The organism is Dyadobacter sp. CECT 9275, from assembly GCF_907164905.1.
Taxonomy (GTDB): Bacteria; Bacteroidota; Bacteroidia; order Cytophagales; family Spirosomataceae; genus Dyadobacter; species Dyadobacter helix.
This window is the reverse complement of the sequence record NZ_CAJRAF010000002.1, coordinates 3,797,766-3,820,683: the sequence shown is the minus strand read 5'-3', so window position 1 is coordinate 3,820,683 and position 22,918 is coordinate 3,797,766. Positions and strand designations below refer to the sequence as shown.

The 22,918-nt window shown below is 47.6% G+C and carries 26 protein-coding genes; 15 read left to right on the top strand and 11 right to left on the bottom strand.

The window, feature by feature from the left end:
- Window positions 1-109 precede the first annotated feature (109 nt).
- On the top strand, window positions 110-766 hold the full coding sequence (locus KOE27_RS23670) for a response regulator transcription factor (protein WP_215241190.1): 657 nt from the start codon (window positions 110-112) through the stop codon (window positions 764-766).
- A 5-nt stretch (window positions 767-771) separates the two neighbouring features.
- Window positions 772-993: a hypothetical protein gene (locus KOE27_RS23665; RefSeq protein WP_215241189.1), complete on the top strand. Its 222-nt coding sequence runs from the start codon at window positions 772-774 to the stop codon at window positions 991-993.
- A gap of 30 nt (window positions 994-1,023) precedes the next feature.
- Here the strand turns inward: KOE27_RS23665 and KOE27_RS23660 are convergent, their stop codons facing one another.
- Window positions 1,024-1,872, bottom strand: coding sequence for a transglutaminase family protein (locus KOE27_RS23660; protein ID WP_215241188.1), 849 nt, complete (start codon window positions 1,870-1,872; stop codon window positions 1,024-1,026).
- A gap of 270 nt (window positions 1,873-2,142) precedes the next feature.
- On the opposite strand from KOE27_RS23660, the gene KOE27_RS23655 reads away from it, so the two are divergent.
- Both KOE27_RS23655 and KOE27_RS23650 read left to right on the top strand, forming a co-directional pair.
- Window positions 2,143-4,386: a glycosyltransferase family 4 protein gene (locus KOE27_RS23655; RefSeq protein WP_215241187.1), complete on the top strand. Its 2,244-nt coding sequence runs from the start codon at window positions 2,143-2,145 to the stop codon at window positions 4,384-4,386.
- The gene (locus KOE27_RS23650) at window positions 4,383-5,393 is read left to right on the top strand and encodes a glycosyltransferase family 4 protein (protein WP_215241186.1); all 1,011 of its coding nucleotides are present in this window, start codon (window positions 4,383-4,385) and stop codon (window positions 5,391-5,393) included. Before KOE27_RS23655 ends, KOE27_RS23650 begins: the two co-directional genes overlap by 4 nt.
- Here KOE27_RS23650 and KOE27_RS23645 read toward each other — a convergent pair.
- The 3 genes from KOE27_RS23645 to KOE27_RS23635 all read right to left on the bottom strand — a co-directional run bounded on the left by KOE27_RS23645 (window position 5,390) and on the right by KOE27_RS23635 (window position 8,060).
- Window positions 5,390-6,619 carry a glycoside hydrolase family 130 protein gene (locus tag KOE27_RS23645; RefSeq protein ID WP_229252913.1) on the bottom strand — a complete coding sequence of 410 codons (1,230 nt, stop codon included), beginning with the start codon at window positions 6,617-6,619 and terminating at the stop codon, window positions 5,390-5,392. The genes KOE27_RS23650 and KOE27_RS23645 overlap by 4 nt on opposite strands.
- A gap of 245 nt (window positions 6,620-6,864) precedes the next feature.
- Window positions 6,865-7,800, bottom strand: a complete 936-nt coding sequence (locus tag KOE27_RS23640; protein ID WP_215241184.1) for a lysophospholipid acyltransferase family protein — start codon at window positions 7,798-7,800, stop codon at window positions 6,865-6,867.
- Window positions 7,801-7,868: 68 nt separating this feature from the next.
- Window positions 7,869-8,060 carry a cold-shock protein gene (locus KOE27_RS23635; protein WP_215241183.1) on the bottom strand — a complete coding sequence of 64 codons (192 nt, stop codon included), beginning with the start codon at window positions 8,058-8,060 and terminating at the stop codon, window positions 7,869-7,871.
- 164 nt (window positions 8,061-8,224) lie between these two features.
- Here KOE27_RS23635 and KOE27_RS23630 point away from each other — a divergent pair, with 164 nt between their 5' ends.
- Entirely contained in the window at window positions 8,225-8,647 is a 423-nt protein-coding gene (locus KOE27_RS23630) for a hypothetical protein (protein WP_215241182.1), read from the top strand.
- A gap of 57 nt (window positions 8,648-8,704) precedes the next feature.
- Here KOE27_RS23630 and KOE27_RS23625 read toward each other — a convergent pair whose 3' ends face one another.
- On the bottom strand, window positions 8,705-8,986 hold the full coding sequence (locus tag KOE27_RS23625; RefSeq protein WP_215241181.1) for a response regulator: 282 nt from the start codon (window positions 8,984-8,986) through the stop codon (window positions 8,705-8,707).
- On the opposite strand from KOE27_RS23625, the gene KOE27_RS23620 reads away from it, so the two are divergent.
- A complete protein-coding gene (locus tag KOE27_RS23620; RefSeq protein WP_215241180.1) occupies window positions 8,974-9,273 on the top strand; it encodes a phage integrase central domain-containing protein in 300 nt (99 codons plus the stop codon). The two genes, KOE27_RS23625 and KOE27_RS23620, sit on opposite strands and share 13 nt — an antisense overlap.
- Window positions 9,236-10,009: a tyrosine-type recombinase/integrase gene (locus KOE27_RS23615; protein WP_215241179.1), complete on the top strand. Its 774-nt coding sequence runs from the start codon at window positions 9,236-9,238 to the stop codon at window positions 10,007-10,009. Before KOE27_RS23620 ends, KOE27_RS23615 begins: the two co-directional genes overlap by 38 nt.
- On the opposite strand, the gene KOE27_RS23610 is transcribed toward KOE27_RS23615, so the two are convergent.
- Window positions 9,993-10,196 carry a helix-turn-helix transcriptional regulator gene (locus tag KOE27_RS23610; protein ID WP_215241178.1) on the bottom strand — a complete coding sequence of 68 codons (204 nt, stop codon included), beginning with the start codon at window positions 10,194-10,196 and terminating at the stop codon, window positions 9,993-9,995. The two genes, KOE27_RS23615 and KOE27_RS23610, sit on opposite strands and share 17 nt — an antisense overlap.
- Before the next feature lie 270 nt (window positions 10,197-10,466).
- Here KOE27_RS23610 and KOE27_RS23605 point away from each other — a divergent pair, with 270 nt between their 5' ends.
- The 6 genes from KOE27_RS23605 to KOE27_RS23580 all read left to right on the top strand — a co-directional run bounded on the left by KOE27_RS23605 (window position 10,467) and on the right by KOE27_RS23580 (window position 14,851).
- Window positions 10,467-10,664, top strand: coding sequence for a hypothetical protein (locus tag KOE27_RS23605; RefSeq protein ID WP_215241177.1), 198 nt, complete (start codon window positions 10,467-10,469; stop codon window positions 10,662-10,664).
- Window positions 10,665-10,754: 90 nt separating this feature from the next.
- Window positions 10,755-11,678, top strand: coding sequence for a toprim domain-containing protein (locus tag KOE27_RS23600; RefSeq protein WP_215241176.1), 924 nt, complete (start codon window positions 10,755-10,757; stop codon window positions 11,676-11,678).
- 1 nt (window position 11,679) lies between these two features.
- Window positions 11,680-12,192 carry a JAB domain-containing protein gene (locus KOE27_RS23595; RefSeq protein ID WP_215241175.1) on the top strand — a complete coding sequence of 171 codons (513 nt, stop codon included), beginning with the start codon at window positions 11,680-11,682 and terminating at the stop codon, window positions 12,190-12,192.
- A 184-nt stretch (window positions 12,193-12,376) separates the two neighbouring features.
- A complete protein-coding gene (locus KOE27_RS23590) occupies window positions 12,377-13,324 on the top strand; it encodes an ArdC family protein (protein WP_215241174.1) in 948 nt (315 codons plus the stop codon).
- Between the two features lie 230 nt (window positions 13,325-13,554).
- Entirely contained in the window at window positions 13,555-13,926 is a 372-nt protein-coding gene (locus KOE27_RS23585; protein ID WP_215241173.1) for a DUF6876 family protein, read from the top strand.
- A 10-nt stretch (window positions 13,927-13,936) separates the two neighbouring features.
- Complete coding sequence (locus KOE27_RS23580; RefSeq protein ID WP_215241172.1) at window positions 13,937-14,851, top strand: DUF3991 and TOPRIM domain-containing protein; 915 nt, start codon at window positions 13,937-13,939, stop codon at window positions 14,849-14,851.
- An 8-nt stretch (window positions 14,852-14,859) separates the two neighbouring features.
- On the opposite strand, the gene KOE27_RS23575 is transcribed toward KOE27_RS23580, so the two are convergent.
- Entirely contained in the window at window positions 14,860-15,840 is a 981-nt protein-coding gene (locus KOE27_RS23575) for a nucleotidyl transferase AbiEii/AbiGii toxin family protein (RefSeq protein ID WP_215241171.1), read from the bottom strand.
- Window positions 15,837-16,562 (bottom strand): DUF6088 family protein, encoded by a 726-nt coding sequence (locus tag KOE27_RS23570; RefSeq protein WP_215241170.1) that lies wholly within the window; start codon window positions 16,560-16,562, stop codon window positions 15,837-15,839. The genes KOE27_RS23575 and KOE27_RS23570 overlap by 4 nt, the downstream gene beginning before the upstream one ends.
- A 460-nt stretch (window positions 16,563-17,022) precedes the next feature.
- Between KOE27_RS23570 and KOE27_RS23565 the strand changes: the two genes are divergently transcribed.
- Window positions 17,023-17,232 carry a hypothetical protein gene (locus KOE27_RS23565; RefSeq protein ID WP_215241169.1) on the top strand — a complete coding sequence of 70 codons (210 nt, stop codon included), beginning with the start codon at window positions 17,023-17,025 and terminating at the stop codon, window positions 17,230-17,232.
- 42 nt (window positions 17,233-17,274) lie between these two features.
- Here KOE27_RS23565 and KOE27_RS23560 read toward each other — a convergent pair whose 3' ends face one another.
- From KOE27_RS23560 to KOE27_RS23550, 3 genes are all read right to left on the bottom strand, one after another.
- Window positions 17,275-17,673 carry a hypothetical protein gene (locus KOE27_RS23560; protein ID WP_215241168.1) on the bottom strand — a complete coding sequence of 133 codons (399 nt, stop codon included), beginning with the start codon at window positions 17,671-17,673 and terminating at the stop codon, window positions 17,275-17,277.
- Complete coding sequence (gene mobF / locus KOE27_RS23555; protein ID WP_229252912.1) at window positions 17,657-20,407, bottom strand: MobF family relaxase; 2,751 nt, start codon at window positions 20,405-20,407, stop codon at window positions 17,657-17,659. Before mobF ends, KOE27_RS23560 begins: the two co-directional genes overlap by 17 nt.
- A 152-nt stretch (window positions 20,408-20,559) precedes the next feature.
- Window positions 20,560-21,174 (bottom strand): hypothetical protein, encoded by a 615-nt coding sequence (locus KOE27_RS23550; RefSeq protein ID WP_215241167.1) that lies wholly within the window; start codon window positions 21,172-21,174, stop codon window positions 20,560-20,562.
- A gap of 188 nt (window positions 21,175-21,362) precedes the next feature.
- On the opposite strand from KOE27_RS23550, the gene istA reads away from it, so the two are divergent.
- Window positions 21,363-22,913, top strand: coding sequence for an IS21 family transposase (gene istA / locus KOE27_RS23545; RefSeq protein WP_215236846.1), 1,551 nt, complete (start codon window positions 21,363-21,365; stop codon window positions 22,911-22,913).
- The last annotated feature ends 5 nt before the right edge of the window (window positions 22,914-22,918 follow it).

Below are 22,918 nucleotides of genomic sequence, written 5' to 3'. Positions count from 1 at the left end.
AATTCTCAAAGAAATTCGAGAGTGATATCAATCGTTTTCGAGATGCTAAAAACTTTTTAATAAGCTGAAGAAAGGGTGATTGCTACGTTAATTGCAGCTACCTTTATCCATGAATATCCACCCGGCACCGCGCCGTCCGACGTTTGCAATTTTTGACACTCACCCGGTAATGCGCATGGGTCTGGCGATTCTTCTCAGGAAGAATTTTGAGGAAGCGGAGATTGTAGAATCAAACAATATCCGGGATTATGATCAAAATGCAGGGCGGCCGGAGCCTGATCTGGTTATTTATGTGTTGCATGCGGATTTTGAAGAGGAGGGGTATCCGTCCATCTCAGAAATCAGGCGGAAATATTCCGGTTCGCAGGTGATCGTGTATGGGCCTGAAATACAACCCGAGGTGATCATCGATTACTTTAAGAAGGGGGTAAATGGTTACCTGTCCAAATATGCGGATATATCGGAAATGCTGATTTGCATTAGGTCTGTCATGGGCGGGAAGCGGTATCTGGGCGCTGAGCATATGGCGGTCATATTCGAGTACCTGATTGCCAGCCATACCCCGCAAAGACGATGGGATCTGCTTACGCGAAGACAAAAAGAAGTTGCCGACTACCTCGTACAAGGAATGTCGACCTCGTCCATCGCTGAAAAAACAGGGCTGCATCTCTCAACGATCAGCACATTCAAAGCTGCCATTTTTGCGAAACTAGGCATTGACAATGTTCTTGCACTTAAAGAGATTCTTGGAATGAACGAAAATTAAACGACATGAAACTGGCTCAACAAATTGCCGATAAAGTTTATCCCATCATGGAAGGTAACAGGCACCTTAGTTCGGAGAGGCTCAATCTGTCATTGATGCAGGAATTAGAAGTACTGACTGATAAGCCGATTGAACTTCTCAGGAAATTACTGGAGTGTAACGTTCCCAACAAAAGCAACAAGCATATTTTCGACGAAGTTAGGCGTTATCTGGATACCGTCAGCTAAGAAGGGTCACGACGGCGCCAGATGCTCGTGTTACAAGCATTTTGAAGATTCAATTTTAAATTGATAAGTCATTGAAGCCGAGCATTGCTCGGTCAATCCTTCAACAGGTGCCACCTGCTCCGGACCGGGTCCAATCGCAAGCGGGATATGGCCTTCACTGGTGAACAGGCCTGAAGTCGTGTCCAAACCAATCCAGCCGGCCCCCGGTATGAAAACTTCCGCCCAGGCATGCAATTCAACAGAGTCGCCCGATGTGGTACCTAATTGTATCAGATAACCTGATACAAACCTGCTCGCCAGTCCTAAACGTCGAAGCACCTGAACCATGAGCCACGCTGAATCTCGGCAAGAGCCAGTCCGGGTTTTCAGGGTCATCCCACATGACTGCACGCCTGGCTCTAATCTATGAACGTACCGGATATGGTTACTAACATGTTGATTGAGTTTTACCAGGAAAGAAAGAGTTTCACCATGAAACTTTTCGGTGCAGCCAACGAATGCAGTGAGGACAGAACTCCTGTCTACGATTTGTAAATAAGGTAGCAATGCATTTTTTACGATCGAAGGATACAAAAATGGAAAGCGCTGCGCTTCATCGTCGACCAATACATCGAAGGGGTTCAAACTGTTTAGTTTGATGTCAAGGGTGACTTCCACCGACATAAAATCTGTTTTGTTGGCGAAATCGGCCCGCGCTAATTTATTGCCATAAACATCGTGTTGCCAGTAGAGGCTATTAGCAGGCCACAATACAAAATTGTATTCTTCAATGATCGCATGGGTATCGGGCAGCGGTACCAAGCGGAATCTGTGGGGGGACAGCAGTACTTTGTGATCGTAGGAGTAGTCTATCCTATGCTTGACTGAAACGCTCGTCATCTAGTCTCCTTTCGACTTATTGTCCCGCTTCTCCTTCTTGTCCGCGCGCTTTTCTTTCAGGTTTTTGGCAGGCTTTTTCTTGTCGCTTTTCGGCTGGGTTTGTTCTTTTAACATGGTTTTCAGTTTTGTTGTAAGGTAGGTCCTTTTAATTGATATTCAACATGTTTTATGAATTCATAGAGATTTTCTGAAGTATTCGGTGACAGCTGAAATATTCCCGGGTAATACCGTTTAATTAGGTTACCTTACAACAAATCAACAGACGAAAAAATGAAAATTGCGTTTATAGGAACATATCCACCCCGGGAATGCGGAATCGGCACTTTCACCCAAAATTTATATCATTCTACCGTGGGAGAGGAAGCCCTGGTCGGCGGCTCGCAAGGCTTTGTGATCGCGATAGACGACAACGGCCTTCATTACGATTATCCCAAAGAGGTCAAACTCACTATCCGGCAGGAAGAGCAGACCGATTACCTCGAAGCGGCCAATGTCATTAACATGAGCGGGGCCGATATCTGCATCCTCGAACACGAATTCGGCATATTCGGTGGACAGGACGGCATCTACATCCTTCCACTATTGTACCGGCTCAAAATTCCGCTGATCGTGACGCTACATACTGTCCTAAAAACACCTTCCTACAATCAGAAGGCAGTTATGACAGAGATATGTAAAATTGCACAGTCGGTGGTTGTCATGAGCCAGACCGCGGTCGATATGCTATCGGACGTCTACGGGGTACTCACAGACAAGATCGCCCTGATAGCACATGGCGTGCCGGACATACACTTCGGCCAACTTATGGCCAAGAAAGAGTTCAAACTATCCTCCAAACAGGTCCTATTGACCTTCGGGTTTATCGGGCGTAATAAAGGGATCGAGACAGTATTGAGGGCCTTGCCCGAGGTAGTAAAGAAGTATCCGCAACTTGTCTACATTGTGCTGGGAAAAACACATCCCAACGTAGTCAGGCATGCCGGGGAAGAATACCGTGTCTTCCTTGCAGGCCAGGTCAAACAACTGGGCATCGCAAAGCACGTAGTGTTTCTGAACGAGTTCATCAGTCAGTCCGAGCTTTTCAAATACCTCTCGGCCTCCGATATCTACATCACTCCTTACACCAGCGAGGCTCAGATCACCAGCGGAACACTTTCCTATGCGATCGGCGCCGGCAATGCGGTGATCTCTACACCATATTGGCATGCGGCAGAACTCCTTGCCGATGGCAGGGGTCGCCTTTTCAATTTCCACGATTCTCCGGCACTCACCGAGATATTGCTTGAACTGCTGGATCATCCCGACCAGATGCGGCAGCTCCGCAAAAATGCATTTGATTATGGCCGCGAAATAACCTGGCCGAAAATCGGGGAAAAATACCTGGAATTGGCGGAATCAATAGCGAAAATCGGACTGGATCTTGAATCGGGCAGTCCGATGATTCTGGACCCGCTTGCGCTCCCGCCATTCCTGCTCGATCATGTGAGGCGCCTCACCGACGACACCGGCATTATCCAGCACGCCAAATACGGGATCCCGAACCTGAAAGAAGGCTATTGCCTGGATGATAATGCAAGGGCCTTGCTGATGGTGTTGATGACCTACAAAAGAAACAAGCATCCGCTCGCCTTAAAATTGTCGCCCACCTATCTGAGCTACATCAATTACATGCAAACTCAGGACGGCATGTTCAGAAACTTCCTGAGCTTCAACCGGAACTTCCTGGACGAAGTGGGCTCGGAAGACTCTTTTGGTCGCACGATCTGGTCTTTGGGCTATCTACTCGGGAATGCGCCTAATGACGCCTATTACCAGACAGGCCGTGAGATTTTCTTCGACGCCGTGCCGAATTTTACCAGTCTTAAATCTATCCGAAGCATTGCCAACACCATCGTCGGGATATGCCACTACCTGAAAAGTAGTCCGACGGACGAAGGCATGCTCAAAATACTGGAGACCCTGACCGGCAAGCTTCTCGCTGAATATGATATCAACCGCAGCAGTGATTGGCAATGGTTTGAATCGCTGCTAGCCTATGACAATGCATTTTTGCCTTTGGCGCTCCTACATGCTGCGGAGTTTTTGCATGATATCCGCGTTTCTGAGGTAGCGATAGAAAGCATGGATTTCCTTTCGGGTGTGACGCTTCGCAACGGCTATTTGTCGGTGGTCGGCAACGAGAACTGGTACGGCAGAGACCTCGAGCAATCGATGTTTGCCCAGCAACCACTGGATGCGCTTGCGATGGTATTGATGTTTCATCAGGCTTTCCGCCTTACCAATGAACAGTCTTACATTCAGAAGCTACACACCTGTTTTATGTGGTTCTTGGGAGAAAACGACCTTCGGGTAAGCCTTTATGATTTTGAAACAAAAGGCTGCTGCGACGGGCTGGAAAGCACAGGTGTGAACCGAAACCAGGGAGCTGAAAGCACACTAGCCTATCTAATCTCGCATCTGAGTGTGCTTGAAGCATTTGAAGAAGTCACTCAGATGGAAGCCAAACTGGTATGAGGGTAGCTATACTCTCATCGATCGCCTGGCGCACACCACCCCGAAAATATGGCCCGTGGGAGCAGGTGGCTTCCTATCTGACGGAAGGGCTTGTCGAGAAGGGCGTAGAAGTAACGCTCTTTGCCACTACCGATTCGGTGACCACGGCAAAACTGGAAGGAACCTCGCACGCTCCCTATGCGGAAGACAGGGACATCGACCCGAAGGTGGCCGAATGTTTGCATATCAGCCATTTAATGGAAAATGCCTCGCGATTTGATTTAATCCACAATCACTTCGATTTTCTACCATTGACCTACTCGAAGCTGATCAAAACACCGATGCTCACGACAATCCATGGTTTTTCCTCTTCCAAAATACTGGACGTATATCGGAAATATAACGCGTCATCTTTTTACGCATCAATCAGCAATGCAGACCGCAGCGACGAGCTGGACTACATCGCCACAGTATACAATGGTGTCGATGGCAAAGACTTCCCTTTCGAGAGAAGTTCGAAGGACTACCTGCTGTTTTTCGGGCGTATCCATCCGGAGAAAGGAACCCTGGAAGCAATTCAGATAGCCAGGAAGTCAGGGCGGGTACTGTTGATCGCGGGGCTGATTCAGGACGATGCCTATTTCGAGCAAAAGATCAAGCCCTGTATCGATGAAAGATCCGTCTTTTATTTTGGTAACGTCGGGCCATCTCAGCGCAAAACATTGCTGGGAAAGGCGCTCGCCCTGCTTCATCCAATTCAGTTCGACGAACCCTTCGGTTTAAGCGTCGCCGAGTCGATGTTTTGTGGCACGCCGGTAATCGCCTTTAACCGTGGGTCGATGTGCGAGCTGATTGTAGACGGAAAAACCGGGTTCCTGGTCCATACAACCGGTGAGGCGATTGAGGCCGTTGAAAAGATAGCGCAGCTTGACAGGCAGGAATGCCGCCAATGGGCGAAAACCATGTTTTCCAAAGAAAAGATGGTGGACAATTATGTGGCGGTTTATGAACAGATACTTCGTCGCTAATTTTTGTCCCGGATAAGGTCTTCTAATAATTCTTCCAAATTGACCACGGCGTAGGTAGAAGCGTAGTCGGAAGTCGCATAAGGAATAATCAGACTCTGATTGTGCACAAATGCGCCGCAGGAATACACTACATTCGGCACATAACCATCACGCTCGCTTGCATTGGGGATTAATAGGGGGTTAATCAGACGTCCTATCTCATTTTCAGGGCTCTCCAATTCAAACAGCGATGCACCTAGCACGTACTCGCGCATCGGGCCTACTCCGTGCGTTAATACCAGCCATCCGGCCCAGGTTTCAATGGGTGAGCCACAATTTCCGATTTGAACAAATTCCCAGGGAAATTTGGGTGCCTGGATCAGAATGGCCTTTCGCCAAATGCTGATATTTTCCGAGTAAGCAATGTAATTGTTGACCCCATCGATACGGCAAAGCATGGCGTATTTACCATTGATCTTGCGAGGGAACAATGCCATTCCCTTGTTTTGCGCGATCTCTCCATGAAGCGGTAGAACTTTGAAGTGGTAAAAGTCCCGGGTAGTCAATAGCTTCGGCAGGATATTGACGCCATCATATGCAGTGTAAGTAGCATAGTAGGTCTGCTCTTGCTTGTCGTCTGTAAAACAGACAAACCGGGCGTCTTCGATACCCCGTTTTTCCGTATCAGCGATAGGAAAGATTACGCGTTCTGAAATGTCGGTGTCCAGGGAAAAATCCATTTCGTAATGCGAGGAGGCCAGCCACATTACTTCTCTAAGAAACAGCGCGCCCGGAATATCCATTCCCGGCAACCTGCTGGTTTCTTCTACATACCGTTTGAGCTCTTCGTAGGTAAAGGTTTCAGTTAACTTTCCTTCAATAGCCGGGTACGCAGGATTATCCAAATCCTGCATTTCGCCCAATTTTGACAAAAACGACTGTTTCTTATATATGTGGTTCCGCACATGCTCGGGAGAGTCGAGTAATCGACCGGGGGTATCGATGGTGATATCATTATTCTGGTCAATGAGTGCCGACCGGAATACGATTGAAGATATATGGCCTTCCCCCGTAGCCCGAAAGCTAAGGATTACACGTCTTTCGCCGGGCTCGATGCCGGACTGGTCGGGATCGGCTACAATGGATGGGTTGAAAAATGCAGCGGCTTCGATGGAGTATTCCATCGTGAAATAGGCACCGATTAGCAGGCGCTGGTTTGTTTCCAGTTCCTGTGGGTTGATTCTCATAGTGTTTAGCAGAGCGTCGAGTTTTCGAAAATGCCGTTCGAAAACTTTCAGGATGTTCCGGTGCCGTTTTGCGTATTTCCTCAGGACGTTGTTCAATTGGCGTACCTGGGCGCTTGCATCAAGAGCGAGAATAATCAATATAAGTTCCTTACTCCGGTCGTCGCCATTGTATAGAAATCGCGCGATTACACGACTCGAATCAGGTTGAAAAATAGTGTCCTTCCGGACAAGATGTGCGGCCATAATTAAGTAATTTGAGATGCGTGGATTGCATTGGCTGACGGAATCCTCCACCGGTTGTGTGACCACAGCCAATAAGTTGGTGTACACTTAATGCTCTTTTCAAGAAAATGGTAGTAGGTCTTGGTGATGCTTAGGGGTGTTGACCGGTCCGGATTTTCCATCAGCCGAAATGTAAACTCATAACTGAACTGCGATTTTTTTCGTGATTCGACATACACGATTGCTGCATGTGATAACACTGCCATCCTCTCCCCGCCTGTTTGAACGGCAGTTTCCTGTTCCAAAAACGAAATATGGAATTTGTCGTTTCCCGGCGCAGGGCGCTGATCCGCAATGACCACCAGCAAATTTGGGATAGCAGTTTGCCGCAACAGCACCAACGCCTGTCGGTAGAACCCCTTTTTGGGAATCAGCCTGACACCCAGAAATGAACGCAGTCTGATCATCAAACTGTCCAGAGGCCTACTTTTGATGGGTGAATACGCGGTGTAGACCGGATAGTCGGTCACTTCTGGGAGATTAATTAGGTACTCCCAGTTTCCGTAGTGTGATGCAAAGGCAATGACAGACCGGCGGTCTTTGTAAAGCAACTGCAAGACTTCGGGGTTTATGTAATTGGCCAGGCGTTTTCTGAGCGTGCCCGGTGCCAAGTAAAACAAAAAAGGTTCAAGCAGCAGGTCACTCATGTGACGGTAATAAGCGCTCATAAGCTTATGGATCTCACCGGCAGATTTGGCCGGAAATGAACTTATCAGATTCTTTTGGATAACCGCTTTCCGGTACCGCAATACGAACCGAAGCAAAAAGTAAAGAATCGCCGAAAGAATTATCGTTAAGCAAAGCAGCGCCTTACTAAAAAGCGTAACTGGAAGCTGGGTCAGTAGCTGTACCACAGTCTGCCAAGTCGATCTTAGGAGCCGGTTGATGATAGATTTCATAATATTGAGTCTAAAACAAAAAATCCTCCACACCGGGAGGATTATGTTGCTTTGTATGATATGCCCGATTAGCTAATGGAAACATTAACTGCGTTCAGGCCTTTTCTTCCTTCTTCAACTTCGTAAGACACACTGTCGTTCTCGCGTATGTCGTCGCTGAGACCCGTAGTGTGTACAAAAACATCATTTCCACCATGTTCCAGAGATATAAACCCAATACCTTTGGTGTCATTAGAAAACTTAACAGACCCCTTGTTCATAATATTATTTTAAAATATTTATTAAATGTAGAATAAAATTTTGTCAATAAAAATTGTTTTGCGAATATTTAGAATAATATTTTATTCTACTCAAAATAATGTATCTCCATGAAGTGCATTAACGCACCTGATTCCAGTGATGCAAAAACCTGCTCGACATTCATTTGAATCCCGACTTTCTGGGTGTCCGTGAGGGCTGTCTGGAAAAGTTACAGCCTTCTCAAATGGAGCGGCTCGATAGCTCGATTCGAATGTATCCTGCTTTGATATCCGGCGCCTTTTTTCTCCGCTCTACATCACGGAATGGAAGTATATTTAGCTATCCGGATGAGCAAACCGGCGTTAAGCAGGTGATCGCGTGGTCGCGGATTTTCGGTGACCATGAAATACTATGCGCTATAAATTTAGACCAGGAAAAATACGCTTTTATATACGTTACAGTCGATGAGGCGATGCATCCAATCGATACCTCGATGAAATGTCTGTTTGCCACGGACTTGAGTCCGGCTGAATTAAATATTGAAGTAAGAAACGGGAAGGCAATCCGCCTGACCATACCTCCGTACGCCTTGGTGATTTATAGTTGAACAAGCGATGGGCTTTGATTCACTATGAACGGCCCACATTACACCGATCGCTGGAATTCAGGAGGGCATAGCGCATACCTGCCAATAATCCATAATGGCTTTCAGCGTCGAAATAAGCTCCTTTGGAGAACTGGGTTTAATGATGTAGCCTTGTGCCAGCTTGCTGTACACGTCGATGATCAGCTCGTGAGTTGCCCGGTTCGTTAGATAAAGGTAGGGGACACCCGTCCGCCTTATTTCAATGTCGGTGCTTAGCTGTGAATTAAGATCGATGCCATTCATGTAAGGAAGGTCAATGTCAGAAAGTATCAGGAAAGGTTCGGCATATGGAGCCCTCATGTAGGCTAAAAGATCTTACGCAGCGAGAGGAAAAACAAAAAAACACCGTAAGAGCTGTGTTTGACTCATGGAAGACAGCCGAGTTGCAAAACAGAAAGGATAAGGGAAAAGAAATAGAGCGGGCATTTGAAAAGGATGTCTTTCCACTCATCGGCAGAAAGCCAATTGGCGAGATCACACGGAATGACATGAAAGCCATTCTCGACCGCGTCCTTAAGCGTAAAGCCCAAAGTATGGGCAAACCGGCTTTTGTCCAACCTGAAGCAATTCTTCGGTTATGCGGATAGTGAAGAACTTATCAGCCAGGACCCTACACGCAGACTGACCAAGGAAAGGGTTGGCGGAAGAGAAAAGCCCCGCAAGCGATTTTTAAACAATCAGGAAATAAAAACACTCAGCGGGATTTTACCACGCTCCACCATGAGGTCTGAATACCAACATCTGATATGGTTACTTTTGGCGACAGGCTGCAGGGTAAATGAAGTTCTGCGCATGAAGTGGAAACACATTGATTTTGAGAAGCGGCAGTTGCACATCCCTTCTGAGCATGCCAAGAATACAAATAGCCATGACGTGTATCTTTCCAATTTTGCAGTTGCACAATTAAGAGCGCTTGAAAAGACAAGAACCACTGACTGGCTGGTACCAGGCCGGTCAGAGCGCGGGCCTGCCACCCGCCAGGTTTTAACCAAACAAGTAACAGACCGGCAAAAGAAACCGGGCGCAAAAAGCCGGGTTCAGGACGATCAGGCTTTGGTCCTACCCAATGGCCGCTGGGTCATCCATGATCTACGCCGCACAACGGCTACAGTGATGCAGGAACTGGGTATCATGCCGTATATCGTTAAAAAGTGTCTCAATCAAAAAATCGAAGACAAGATTGTCGAAACCTATCAACGTGCCCAGTTAAAGCGGCAACAGCAGGATGCTTTCAAAAAAATGGGTGCATTCCTGGAAAGAAGCTGTCAAAAGAGGATAAAACCTGAGCAGATTCCGGGTGTGGCGATCAATTCGATGATTTGAATTTTTCGATACAGTCAAAAATATCACAGGCTTTCCATGCCGTGATGCGTGGTGCCAGCTTATAGGGTTTTGGAAAACGTCCGGACCTGCAACCGTTCCACCAGGTTGCTTTGCTTACGGGAATCAGTTTTAAAATTTCCGGCAGACGTAAAAATCCAACGGACGAAAAACGAGTCTGATCGCTCATGCCAAGCTCCTTGCCTTGATGGTGAGCAATAGAGTTAGCATGAACCCGGGAATGTAAGCCGACAATAATGGCGCGTTAAATATGATCTTCTAAAATATCCGGGCGTATCCAGGACTCAATATGGTATATTTCAGCAAAGCTTTTTCCGACCTTTAACAGACAAAGAATATTAAGGTAAAATTGACAATCTATGATAGTAATTCTATGAACGATTGGTTATCTCCGGTTGATTCTTTTGATGCCGAACCCGACATAGATTGAGGAGCTTGAATGAAAATCGACAACACTGACAGGCAGCATTTGTTGAAACGCAAGGATGCTGCAAACTATATTGATACCACAGCAGGTGTGATGGCTGTTTGGGATTCCATCAAAAGGCATGATCTGAACCCGAAAATGATTGACGGAGAAATTCACTATCACAGGGATGATTTGGATAGATACCTGAACTTAAAGTTTATGCCCTGATAAATCATATTTAAAAGCGGAGAGGAAAAGTTCTAGAGAAACTTTCCCCCTCCTGTGCCCGCATCACATCGTTTTCCTGGGAGGAGTGCAATGGACAAGGACCATGCCGATAGTATAGCCATAACTAAAATTCTCGACAAGCTTCAAATCAAAGCGGATTATACGGGAAAGTCAAAGGCGTTATACCGCTGCCCGATCAGTAAAGAACAAAAACCGCGTTTCTGGGTCTATTTCAAGACGAATACATGGTATGACTATACCCTGTCAATCGGCGGAGATTTGAGGGATTTTGCCTTTCAGTATCTGAAATACACTGCAGAAGCAAATACGCCCGCTGATGTAACACGATGGATTTCCAATCTGAACAATGAGCGGTTCTGCACACTGCAACCAGGCAACAATTCTGGTGAAGAAATCAGCGGAACCGCTCAAACAGTTTTGAGCATCAAATCGGCTGCTCCAATTGGCTTCATCGGGCTGATCAGGTACCTGGAAAGCCTGGGTATCCCTGTCTCAACCGCACAGCGATTTACGAAGGAATTGAAAGTCTTTAACCGCACTACCGGCAGAACGTTTATAGCCCTGGGTGTAAAAAACGAAAGCGACGGTTACCAGCTTCATAACCCACTTTTTAATGGGTTTATCCATCCAGGTGGTATTACATTCTTTCGCGGAACAAATCCGAAGTCCAGACAAATACACGTTTTCAAAAATATCTTCGATTTCCTGTCGGTGCTTGCGCATCTTAACCGCGAAACATGGGAGCATGACACAATCATATTGCACGAGAGCAGCAACGTCGTAATTGCAGCCCCTTACATCAAAAATTACAGCTACAAGGCCCTGTATAGCTGGATGGACAATGATAAGGCCGGACGACAGGCAGCCATGCTTTTAAGCGAGCTGCTGAAAGCGGAACCAGCGCTTCGGCATATCAAGATGAACGCGATGTATGCGCCACACAAGAATGTAAGCGAATGGCACAGAAATAACCTGCCTTTGAAGGGAATTTGAAATGACAGAAGAAATCAAATCCCAATTCCAGGCATCTGAGATCGAAATCACCTACCGCAACAAAACTCCTTATCATGAAAGGGTGCATGTTGATGCCTCCCGGATCGCCGATAAGCTTTTCCGCAGCAGCTGGGATTCCGGCAAAATAGAGCTTGTAGAGCAGTTCAAGATCATGCTGCTGGATAATAGATGTAATTGTCTGGGCATTTCCCACATCAGTTCAGGCGGAATCAATTATTGTTTTGCTGACCCCAAGCTGATCTTTGGTACTGCGTTGAAAGCCCACGCGTCCAAACTGATCCTTGCCCATAACCATCCTTCCGGCATAGCCCACCCCAGTGAGCCTGATAAAGTCATTACATCCCGGATTATCGAGGGCGCAAAACTTCTTGAACTCTCGATCCTGGATCATTTAATCCTGACCAGAGATGGATATTATTCGTTTGCGGACAATGGCCTGATACCGGGACTTGATCACACTGGTGCCCGTCATCCTTCTCTTTTACCAGGCTAACGGACGTATTTGCTTCTCCGCAATCAGGGCCTGCACGGTGAGTTTATCCGGCACCGCTCACTGCTCTAACAAGAATTTTCCCCGGCCTCTGGGCCTTCCTCGCGGGGCAAAATTCTTGCTGTTTGCTCGCTTGCCTGCCGGATGAAGAACTCCCCGTAACCCTGACAGCTAAGGAGAAGCAAACATGAAATCCTCAAAACCTAAAAAGAAAACATCCAGAAACCAAAACCAGGAGGACGATCTGAAAATTGACACCCAGCCACAAACTGACATTTACAGCCGTGTTACCAACAAAATCCTGGCCGATCTTGAAAAAGGCAACTTGACTTGGCGTCAACCCTGGAGTTCAGGATATCTTTCCACAAACGTCACGCTGCCGCTTCGTTGGAACGACCAACCTTACAGCGGTATCAACACAATCCTTCTCTGGGCGGCAGCCTGTGAGAAAAACTACACGCTCTCCCACTGGATGACCTTTAAACAGGCCCTGGAGCTGAAAGGCTCGGTGATTAAAGGCGAGAAAGGAACCCAGATTGTCTATGCCGATCATATGATCAAAGAAGAAGAAAGTCAGGATGGTCAATCAGAAACCCGGAAAATTCCTTTCCTAAAAACCTATACGGTCTTCAACGTTTCACAAATCAAGGATTTACCAGCGCATTATTACAATATTCCGGAAAGAAAAGAGCTGAATCTCGCTCAACGTAATCAGGAACTCGAAACATTCTTTGCCAATACCAAGGCAGACATATACACCGGTACCAATGCGTCATACAACCAAACCACTGACCGCATTCAGATGCCACCGTTTGAAAGCTTTGAAAGTGCCGAAGGATTTTATTCCACGCTCGGACATGAAATTTGCCACTGGACAAAGCATCCCACACGCCTTGACCGGGATTTCGGCAGAAAACATTTCGGTGACCAAGGGTACGCCAAAGAAGAACTTGTCGCCGAAATCGGCTCCTGCTATCTCTCTGCAATACTGGGCATTGAGCCTATTCCACAAGAGCAACATGCAGCCTACATCCAGCATTGGTTGAAAGCTTTGCAGGATGACAAGCGTCTTATCTTTTCTGCTGCTTCCCATGCACAAAAGGCGGCTGAGTTTGTATTGGCTCATTCAACATGATTCCAAAGTTTGTTCGAAGTTGCCGTCTTTGATTTTACTTCCTTTCGATCTGTGAAGTCCAGATTGCCTTCCATGTGCAGCCTACGGGCTTGCCGCATTTTGCAAGCGGTTTTTTCCCCGCCTTGCGGCTTCCTCGCGAGACAAAAAACAGCTTGCAAAGCCGCTGGCAGACAGCCCGTGGACGGTCTGCACAAGGCAATCAGGCCTTCACAAAAAGAAAGGGAAATATCATGGAAAACAAAGACGCCATCCACCTGTCACAGACTTTGAGAACCTTCACAGGAACGGTGAACTGGTACAGACACCAGCTCTTTCGTCAGTTCACCTATACCGACGGTATTCAATTCCTGGCCACCGAAGCACAATGTTACTGGCTCATAGACCGGATTTTCGCCCTTCAATATGAACAGCCAGCAGTTAAAATCGAACCTTTCCAGGTCTGGGAGCTTACAGTCAACCCAGATCAGACCGCGATGCTTACCTGCGGAAACGGCAACGATGACACCGTTTATTCAGAGCATATCAGCTATACGGATTTCAAACTTCCTAAAATCCGACTGTTTTTGACAGACAGTGTCCTTCTGCTTCCGACAGAATACTAAGGAGGTCAGTATGACCCATAAAAATGACTTTGCCTTTTTCAAAGAATCCATCAACCTCGGCCAGTATGCCGCAGCGCAGGGTTATGAGCTGGATAGCAGAAAGTCTACCCGCAGCTCACTGGTTATGCGCCATAACAATGGTGATAAGATCATTATATCAAGAAAAGCAGATACCTGGATTTACTTTTCCGTCCGAGATAATCAGGACAACGGCACAATTGTCGATTTTATCCAAAGACGAACCGGAAAAACGCTGCCTGAAATCGCCGAACATCTGGCCGGATGGGAAAGCCACGGCCAGACTTTGTCACACTACAATGTGCCTGATGTGAAAGAACAGGTCTATGACAGGCAGCGTATTTTGAAAGCGTTTCAAAGAATGAAACCGATCATCACCCATCCTTATCTTACCGACGAGCGAAAAATTCCCTCACAAGTACTCGTAAACGAGCGCTTTCGCGGGAAGATTTTTCAGGACTATTACGGCAATGTTGTTTTTCCGCACCAGGACGGTCAGGGAATCTGCGGTCTCGAACTGAAAAACCACGACAAAGGCGTCTTTATGCGCGGCAGCGAAAAGGCGCTTTGGCTGGGAGCTATCGAGCCTTCAGATACTACTTTGGTATTAGCCGAAAGTCCTATCGATGCTTTAAGCCATTATACGCTTTTCAAACCGGTAAACACGGCTTACGCCGCTGTCTCCGGCGGCATGCGTGACAAGCAGTTTGAGTTTCTGGTAAGTGTGATAGCCAAAATGCCGCTGCTGGAACAAATCGTACTTGCAGTGGATAATGATGCTGGTGGCAATTCAATTGCTGAACGGATCGAGGAGTTTATCGGGAACAAATTTACTAAGCGGGTTATCCGACATGTTCCGCAGGAAATAGGTGCGGATTGGAATCAGGTTTTGAAAATGGCCCTATAAAGGACAGTTCAATGCTCAAATTCAATCCATGATACTGTCTTTAAACGGGACTGAATTGATTTCAGGCAATCGAGAATGGATGCTTCGTCAGGCAGCTTGCCAAATACAAGATTTTTAAAATCTCTGGTGTAAGCATCTTTGATCTGGTTCCATGTATTTTCCAGATTGCCGAACATCATAGCATCAGCAGGGTGTATCTTGAGCCACTGGTTATTATTCCGAAAGCTTTTGAAGTCGTCTCTTCCGACATCTATTAATATTTTCTCAAATGCTTCGGAGCGGAGAAATCCGGAATATTCTTCCAGTTGCAATAGTTGATGAAGGTCGTAAAGATGGCGTACCTTTTTACGCAGATCGGCTATGGGTGTATCCGTATGTGAAAACCGGACAAGACTCATGATTTTTTCGCATAGAGTGCGCAAAGGTGATAGTACCTGAACCGTGAATGGTAACAGGTGATACTGTGATGCGATCTGATGCTGGTTGGCCTCCAGCATCATCCCGCCCACGAACGAAGCAATAGTCTGCTCACCGTACGGCTCGTAGTTTCCAAGCCATGTGGTTTCCAGGACAATGACATCCCGTATCTGGCCATAAGCTCCGGTGAACTCCTTTGGAAACTGGTGAGCCGTTTTCCTGTTCATACCTCTTTTATGAGTAAGCCCTTCAAGCTCGATTTCGGGCAGAACGGGTTCAATGCAGGCACTTATTGTTTTGAGCTTGGTTTTAAGCCGGTTATCTGTTTCTCCTTCTTTTCGAATAACGACAAGGTCGATATCCTCGGAAAAACGTTCGATCATCTTGAAGCATTTGGATAGCGCGGTGCCACCTTTGAATATCGTTTCTTTGCCAATTTCATCTTGGAAGATCGTATAAAGGGCGTAGGTTACCCAATAGTCTTTTTCAACATATATTGCCGGAATTTGCATGCGGTCCGCTGTTGCTTGTACCGCCTGACGGAAAAGTGTTTTGTTTTCGTGTAAATTCATTTGATGTTCCACTTTTCCGTATAATCAAGAACCTTGTCGGCCCCAATAAGCTCATATTGCGTAATGGGGTTCAATGTTGGGTAAAGCCCCCCTGATAAGGTAGTCATGCCAAGCTGATCCAGCAAGGCACCGAGCAATGCCCTGGTGGATGGCGGATATTTCAATGCCAGGCGTACCATCCGTGACAGTTCATTTTCCGAATGGCCCTTTAAAAGGGCTATCAGCCGCTTGAGAGCCGATTCGATAGAGGTATCGGGTATCTTTTTGATGTACCGGATCGTGTCCAGCATTTGCAGTAAGGGTATATTGTCTTTGGTAATGATGTTCTTTTGTTTGATAAATGAAATGGTATACCGTTCCCTGTGAAAAGAGGAACGAATATCATTTCTGCCAATTTGAATAATGTTGCTGACCTGCGTGGTAAGTCCAAGCCTGTTGTAGATGCTTAGTCCCGTTAAATAGCCAATCGGCTTGCCGCCTTCTTCGAGAAGGTCTTTAACGACTTGAGCCACGTCCGGCAACAAGGTTCCGAAAGGGGTTTGTTCCGGCTTGTAGTATTTGCCTTTTGCCAGTTTTGCCAGCTTGCCTGCGGAAACCATACGGTTGAGCGCCTTTATCACAGCCTCCCGTTTATTGACATCGTCAATAAGGCTCTCATAGGTAAAAACATACCCTTTGGGTAGTTTATTAACACTAAAAGCTACATAGTCAGATGTTTTCATGGGTACAAGTATAATACAACCAACGAATAATGTCCAGTATTTTTTATAAAAAACTGGACAAATAGCTTGCCGACAAGTACCGTATCGGTTGTAATATCGTTCCATTTGGGTAAAAGCGTATTACCAGCAGCACAAACAACCCTGGCCTACGAGCTACCTTGCTCATGTGAAGCCGAGCAGAACTCCGTAATTCCCAAGCAAGCCATATCCCGCACAGATCATTCATGAAACCAGGTAAGCCGGTCATACCCTTTCGGATTTGTTCGCGACCATTCAAGAAATCACCTTTTTGTCTATCGATTCATGCTGTCAGCTTAGCGCAGTCGGCTGTGACGGACGCCTATCCCTGATTTTTTTACTGCATAAAAAATCATCTGACGACTCCGCTTCGCTTCGGGGAGCTGTCACATCCTTATGCGCTATTTACGCTGCCATCATCGACTAACAAAAAGGAGATTTGATGATGACTACTAAAAACCAAACCGAAAAGAAACACCCAACCCACAACATTTTCTACACGACCGACAAAGCGGATAGTGACAAGAAAAACTGGAATAAAACAGGCGTAGCCTGGCTCAACGAAGAAACCGGCAGTATGAACATCTCACTGAACCTGTTCGGGCAAAAGATCTCGCTGGTGGTACTTAAATACCAGCCACGGGAAAGCTGAACTTTCTGCCGGGCAGGGAAACTTGCCCGGCATTTTTTCAAATCACGACGGCTTTGCCACCATGATCTCGGTGACAACAGGCCCACTGACCTGGCCAGTGGCCAGGTAGCGGGGATCTTCTTGCAGGATCACCCGTGGCAGATGATCGACTAGTTCGGCAAACAAAGCCTGCAAAAGATAACCCCTGAGCGCTACCACATACCCTGAAAAGTTCAGCAGGATCTCGTTGAGATCATCACCGTGACTGAACTCTGCGTGGACCAGGTAGGCATAGTTTAAAAACGATTCCCTGCCATCCAGCCAGACCAGATGCAAATTGCGCACCGAGGCCGCCTCATAGACGGGGCGGTCAGATGTGGCCTGGTCCTGTGCGTCAGGCTGCGCCTGCGCAGGAGCGTTTTCGCGCATCTGGTCAAAACGGAGTTTAAATCCCTGGTTCATAGCCTTTGTCTTTTTTCACACGCATAGGTTTTTGGATATCGACAGGTTCCTTCACCGGCCTGTGCTCACGTTTGTACATTTCCTCCCTAATGCGCTGCATGCCATGCTGCCAGACCTTGTCATTGTTGGTGAGCAGCTCGATGGCCGACTTGCGGTCACCGATCCTTTTGGCATGCTCTAAAAGGCTCTGCTTATCGTCGGTATAAATGCTGACACGCTCGCGCCCGCGTGAGACGGATACATAAAGCTGTTTGGCATCGGTGGCTTCAAAGGTCGATGAGGGCTGATAGAGCAGCACCTCATCTACCGTTTTGCCCTGCGAGGCATGCGAGGTGATGCAGTAAGCATGCGTCAGATGCCCAAAATCCTGTCTGATCTGATAGCGATTCTGGCTGGCAGCATTCATCAGGGTGATATCCCCACTTTTTTTGACGGATTCAACCTGCAATATCTGCCCGTTATTGAGTCGTTTTTTGTCCTGGTCAAACCCGTTGCGCGTGATGCGGATAAGATCACCCTTGGCAAGGGCGATCTCGCCTTGTTTGTAGACCTCATAGCTGCCGCTGTTTTCGACAGGCAGCATCACCTGCCGGTTTTGTTCGTCTTGGATGTAGACACTGTGGTCGGAGCTTTGCCCAACTGTCCAGATGCTGCCACGGCGGATGCCGGGCAGGTTCTGGTTGAACTGCACCATCTGCCCCTGTGGCAAGTTCCGATAATCGGCTTTCTGTGCCTGGGTCAAATTCAGGTTGGTGTAACGGGTAGCTTTGATTTCTTTCTTTCCCAATTGTCCTTCCTGTTGCAATCTGGTGCGGATCGATTTTGTGATCGCGCCGCCCTGCTGGTGCGTGGGTGAGATCACCAGCGCAGACTTGCCCTCTTTGAGAATACTGACATAGTCATCAACCAACGCGGCATCAGGCTCCATAGGGTCAACCTCTTTAATGGCCCCATTCTGCTCGAGCTTCTCGAAAGCCTGCTTGATATTACCCGCTGACAGATCCTGCACAACCGAGCGGTAACTTTCGCTTTTCTGACGATAGATCTTGCTGACTTCGGCGGACTTGATGCCACCGACGGTGTTCAGAATACGCAAGGCATCCCCGCGCACCACCGAAGAGTGTTGGCGCGTGTCGCCGCCCAGCACCAACCGGGCGTTCTGCTGATGGGATATTTCCAGCAAAGCTGTCATGTCCCTGGTGCCAAGCAGCCCGGCTTCATCTACCCAGAGTACCTGATCTTTGAGCTGGCCCTGCATTTTCTTATCGACCAGTAGCTGCGCTACGGTCTGTGCGTTTTCAAAGCCTTCTTCTTTGAGTACGCCCCGCGATGCCTCGGCGGTCGGGGCAACGACCGTGACGGTCTTGCCCGCCTTCGCGATATGATCCGCCGCTTCTTTCATCAGCGTGGTCTTACCGCTGCCTGCTGCACCCCGGATGATCGAGACGCGGTCGGTAGTGGTCAGCACATGGCTTACAGCCTGTGCCTGCTGACCATCGAGCGCTACCTTTGGGGCCTTTTTGTAAAGCGGCAGCATCTTGCCGCGCCCTGCGCGGGCAAGGGCGACCATGCGGCGCTCTTCGGCAAGCACCTCTTTGGTCGTGTTCATGTTGCGCCCGCCATCCATGACATGGATGAGCCGGGCGTCGCTTTTGAAAGCATTGTCGATGCCGTTCAGTGTGATGGAGCGGTCGCCCATCCCGTACCGGTAAGCTGAGGCCAGCAGCCGCCGGTCACCAATGACCGACGCACGCTCGAAGCCATGCGAGATCGCATGGTCTACGCAGTGCTGCGGTATGCTGACCTCACGCTGCCGCTCGGGCGCAAAGCGGACGGCCTTTTGCCCTTCACCGGATTCGTCCGGCCCAAGGTCACGGATCTGACCGCGCCAGTGATCTCTTAGTTCTTCCATGGTCAGCCCCTTCTGTTTTTTTGAACGGGTGCGAGAGCCAAGGCTGTCGAGTTCTTTGGCATCGGTGATGCCTTTTTCTTTGGCAACCCGTCCGATTTCATCGGTGCGTTTTGAAAACAGATCGATCACCCTTGGTGGCACACCATCAAGCTCAAAGGACTTTTCACTCAGGCGTGTCCCGTAACCCAGGCCGATCAAACTGTCGGACAACCTTTTTTCCATGCGGGCCTGGTAGTAAGGCATGTCACGCTTGATGTCGCGGAACTGCGCGGCTTTCACTTTCTCTTCCACCCCGTCCCAGGTGGCATTGAAAACAAAACAGTGCGCATGCAGGTGCGGGTCAGGCGGAGAGCCATCCGTGGGCCTTGCCGTCTGATGGATGAAGTCTGCATAGAGCATTTCACCCGTCAAACGCTCGTCATAAACACCGTCCTTTCGGACGCGTGTTTTCATGTCGGCCTCGATGTCCTGCATGGTCTGGGTGACACAATCCTGGAAAGCATCCAGGATGTGGTTGTCCTCAGAGAGCGCATGCAGGATCGAGACTGATTTAGGACAATGGAAGTTGATGTCATAGCCAACGGTACGCTCCTGCCTACTTCGTGGTGTCAGCGGTTTGCCGGTGGCTGGATTGATGTTATCACACAGGGCAGAAAAAACTTCATGGCTTACATCACCGTTTATTTCTAAACGTTCTGCGAGTTTACCCCGGATTTTTCCAGTGAGTTCTTGTCCGTCGATATAGTAATCGGCTTTAGAGAGTGCCTGGGTAAAGTAGGATTTGGCGTGGTCTGCATGGCTGCTCTGGATCATTCGGATCATGGCTGGCAGGTTACTATGGTTTAGCGTTTGTCCACCCCGGATTGTGCTGCCGTTAAAGCTCGTGAATGGTATACCCTAAGCACAGTTCGCGGATACCGGTTATGTAAATTGAAAATCATCAGACATCTTCCCTAAGCACAGCTTAGGACTGCTCACAGGGCCTCGACCACGTCCTCAGATTCAAAAAAACTGTCAGCTACCTTTCTTCTCACATCAGGATCCGCAGGGCGTCTTCCGTAGTAGTGTACCCCACGCGTTTTCGAGGAATCCTTACCTTCCACGAAAGAGGAGACCAGCTCTTCGCTGCAAATCATCTCGTCTATTTTGTCCATGACAAAATTGTCTCCCTGATGGTAGGCGGCCATATAACCGATTGAATAAAAGATGCTGCATACGATGATGAATATTCCAATACCCTGGTCGAATTTCCAAAGAATGGAACCTATGATAAGGAAAAGACCGGGTTCCAGGATTGTTTCGATTGTCCTGACATCGGCAGTTTTACCGAAAAGTTTGATCTTAAAAAATAGCGGATGGATCTCACCGGTAGAGAGACTGAACCGGGCAAAATCAAATACCGATGGTAAACGGGCCAGTTCTGATTCCCGCAGAAAAGAGAAGATCACAAAACATACTATGAAAATATACCAGCTCAGGTTGTAGGCAAAAAAACTTTCAGAAGCATAGTCCTGACGGTAGGAATCCGGCATCCACAGGTTGTAAAAATGGCGTAGCATCGGCAGTATGAACAGTAGCAACGCAATCATCAGTGGAAAATTCGGTGAAACTGACCACCCCAATTCGGTTTAAACTGACCACCTGTTCCGGGCGAAATTGACCACCCCATTTCGGATCAAACTGACCACCTGATTCCGGAGTAAACTGACCACCTGAGAGATTAGAAAATGCTGTAGAATCAACCATATTTTTGGCACGAACCAATCGTGTAAAAGGTATGGCCAATTCGACAATCAGCATGAGCAAAATAAGACAGATTTTACGGATGTACAGCCAGGGCCGCAGCAAGCTCTGGATAGCGGAACAGACAGGTGTTTCCCGCAATACCGCTAAGAAGTACATGACCACTTTTGATGCGAGCGGACTTACCTTTGAACAGATCAACAGCCTGAATGATAAAGAGCTGGATGACTTTTTCGGAACGGTTAAACAGCAGCCACCGCAAGACAGATTGTTGAATCTGCAACGTTGTTTTCCGCAAATAGACAAAGAATTAAAACGGACAGGTGTTACCCGTCATATGCTTTGGGAAGCCTATAAAAAGGAATTTCCGGAAGGATTTGCTTATACCCAGTTTTGCTTTCATCTGACCAAATGGAAGGCCCGCGTTAACCCTGTGATGCATCAGGACCATAAGGCCGGCGATAAGCTGTACATCGATTTTGCAGGTGTTAAATTAAGTATTGTAGATAAAGAGACTGGTGAATTAACTGAGGTTGAAGTGTTTGTGGCTATCCTGGGAGCGAGTCAACTCACTTACGTGGAAGCAGTCAGTAGCCAGCAAAAAGAAGATCTGATCGCAGCTTGCGAGAATGCACTTCATTATATCGGTGGTGTGCCGGCAGCAATTGTTCCGGATAACCTTAAAGCTGCTGTTATAAAAAGCAATAAATACGAACCTACGCTGAACGAGGCCTTTGCCGATTTTGCTGATCATTATGGGACTACGATATTACCTGCACGCGCTTACCGGCCAAGAGATAAGGCGTTGGTGGAAGGTGCTGTCAAAATCGTTTACAGCCGTATTTATGCGCCTTTAAGAAAGCAGGTTTACAACTCACTGACAGAGTTAAACGCAGCTATATTGATTGCTCTCGAGGCTCATAATAACCAACTGCTTCGGGGCCGTAATTACAGTCGCAGACTCCAGTTTGAAGAAATTGAGCGCAGTGCTCTGGCCCCGCTTCCGATCCTGCATTATGAGTTCAAAAAACAGCTACATGCCACTGTAATGAAGAACGGACATGTCTGCCTGAGCGTTGACAAGCACTATTATAGTGTCCCATACCGGTTTATCGGCAAGAAAGTCAAGTTGTTGTATTCCAATTCTGTGGTTGAAGCATATTATCATTACGAACGTATCGCCCTTCATAAAAGGCTTAAAAGTCCCTATAATTATTCTACCGATAAAGAACATCTGGCCAGTACACACCGCTTCGTAACAGACTGGACACCAGATCGATTCTTGGAGTGGGCTTCCTCGATCCATGAAGATGTCAGGTTGTATATTCTTAAAATCCTGGATCGCAAACAGCATCCCGAACAGGCCTACCGCTCCTGTATTGGTATCCTCTCTTTTGCGAAGAAAGCTGGTGAACAACGCCTGATCAGCGCGTGCCAAAGGGCTTTAAGCTATGGTATCTACAACTATAAAACAATCCAGACTATACTGGAAAAAAATATGGATCAATATGAAGACAGCCTGTTTGCAGACGAATTACCCATGCCCAAACACGATAATATCAGAGGCGAAGACTATTATCAATAATCCTT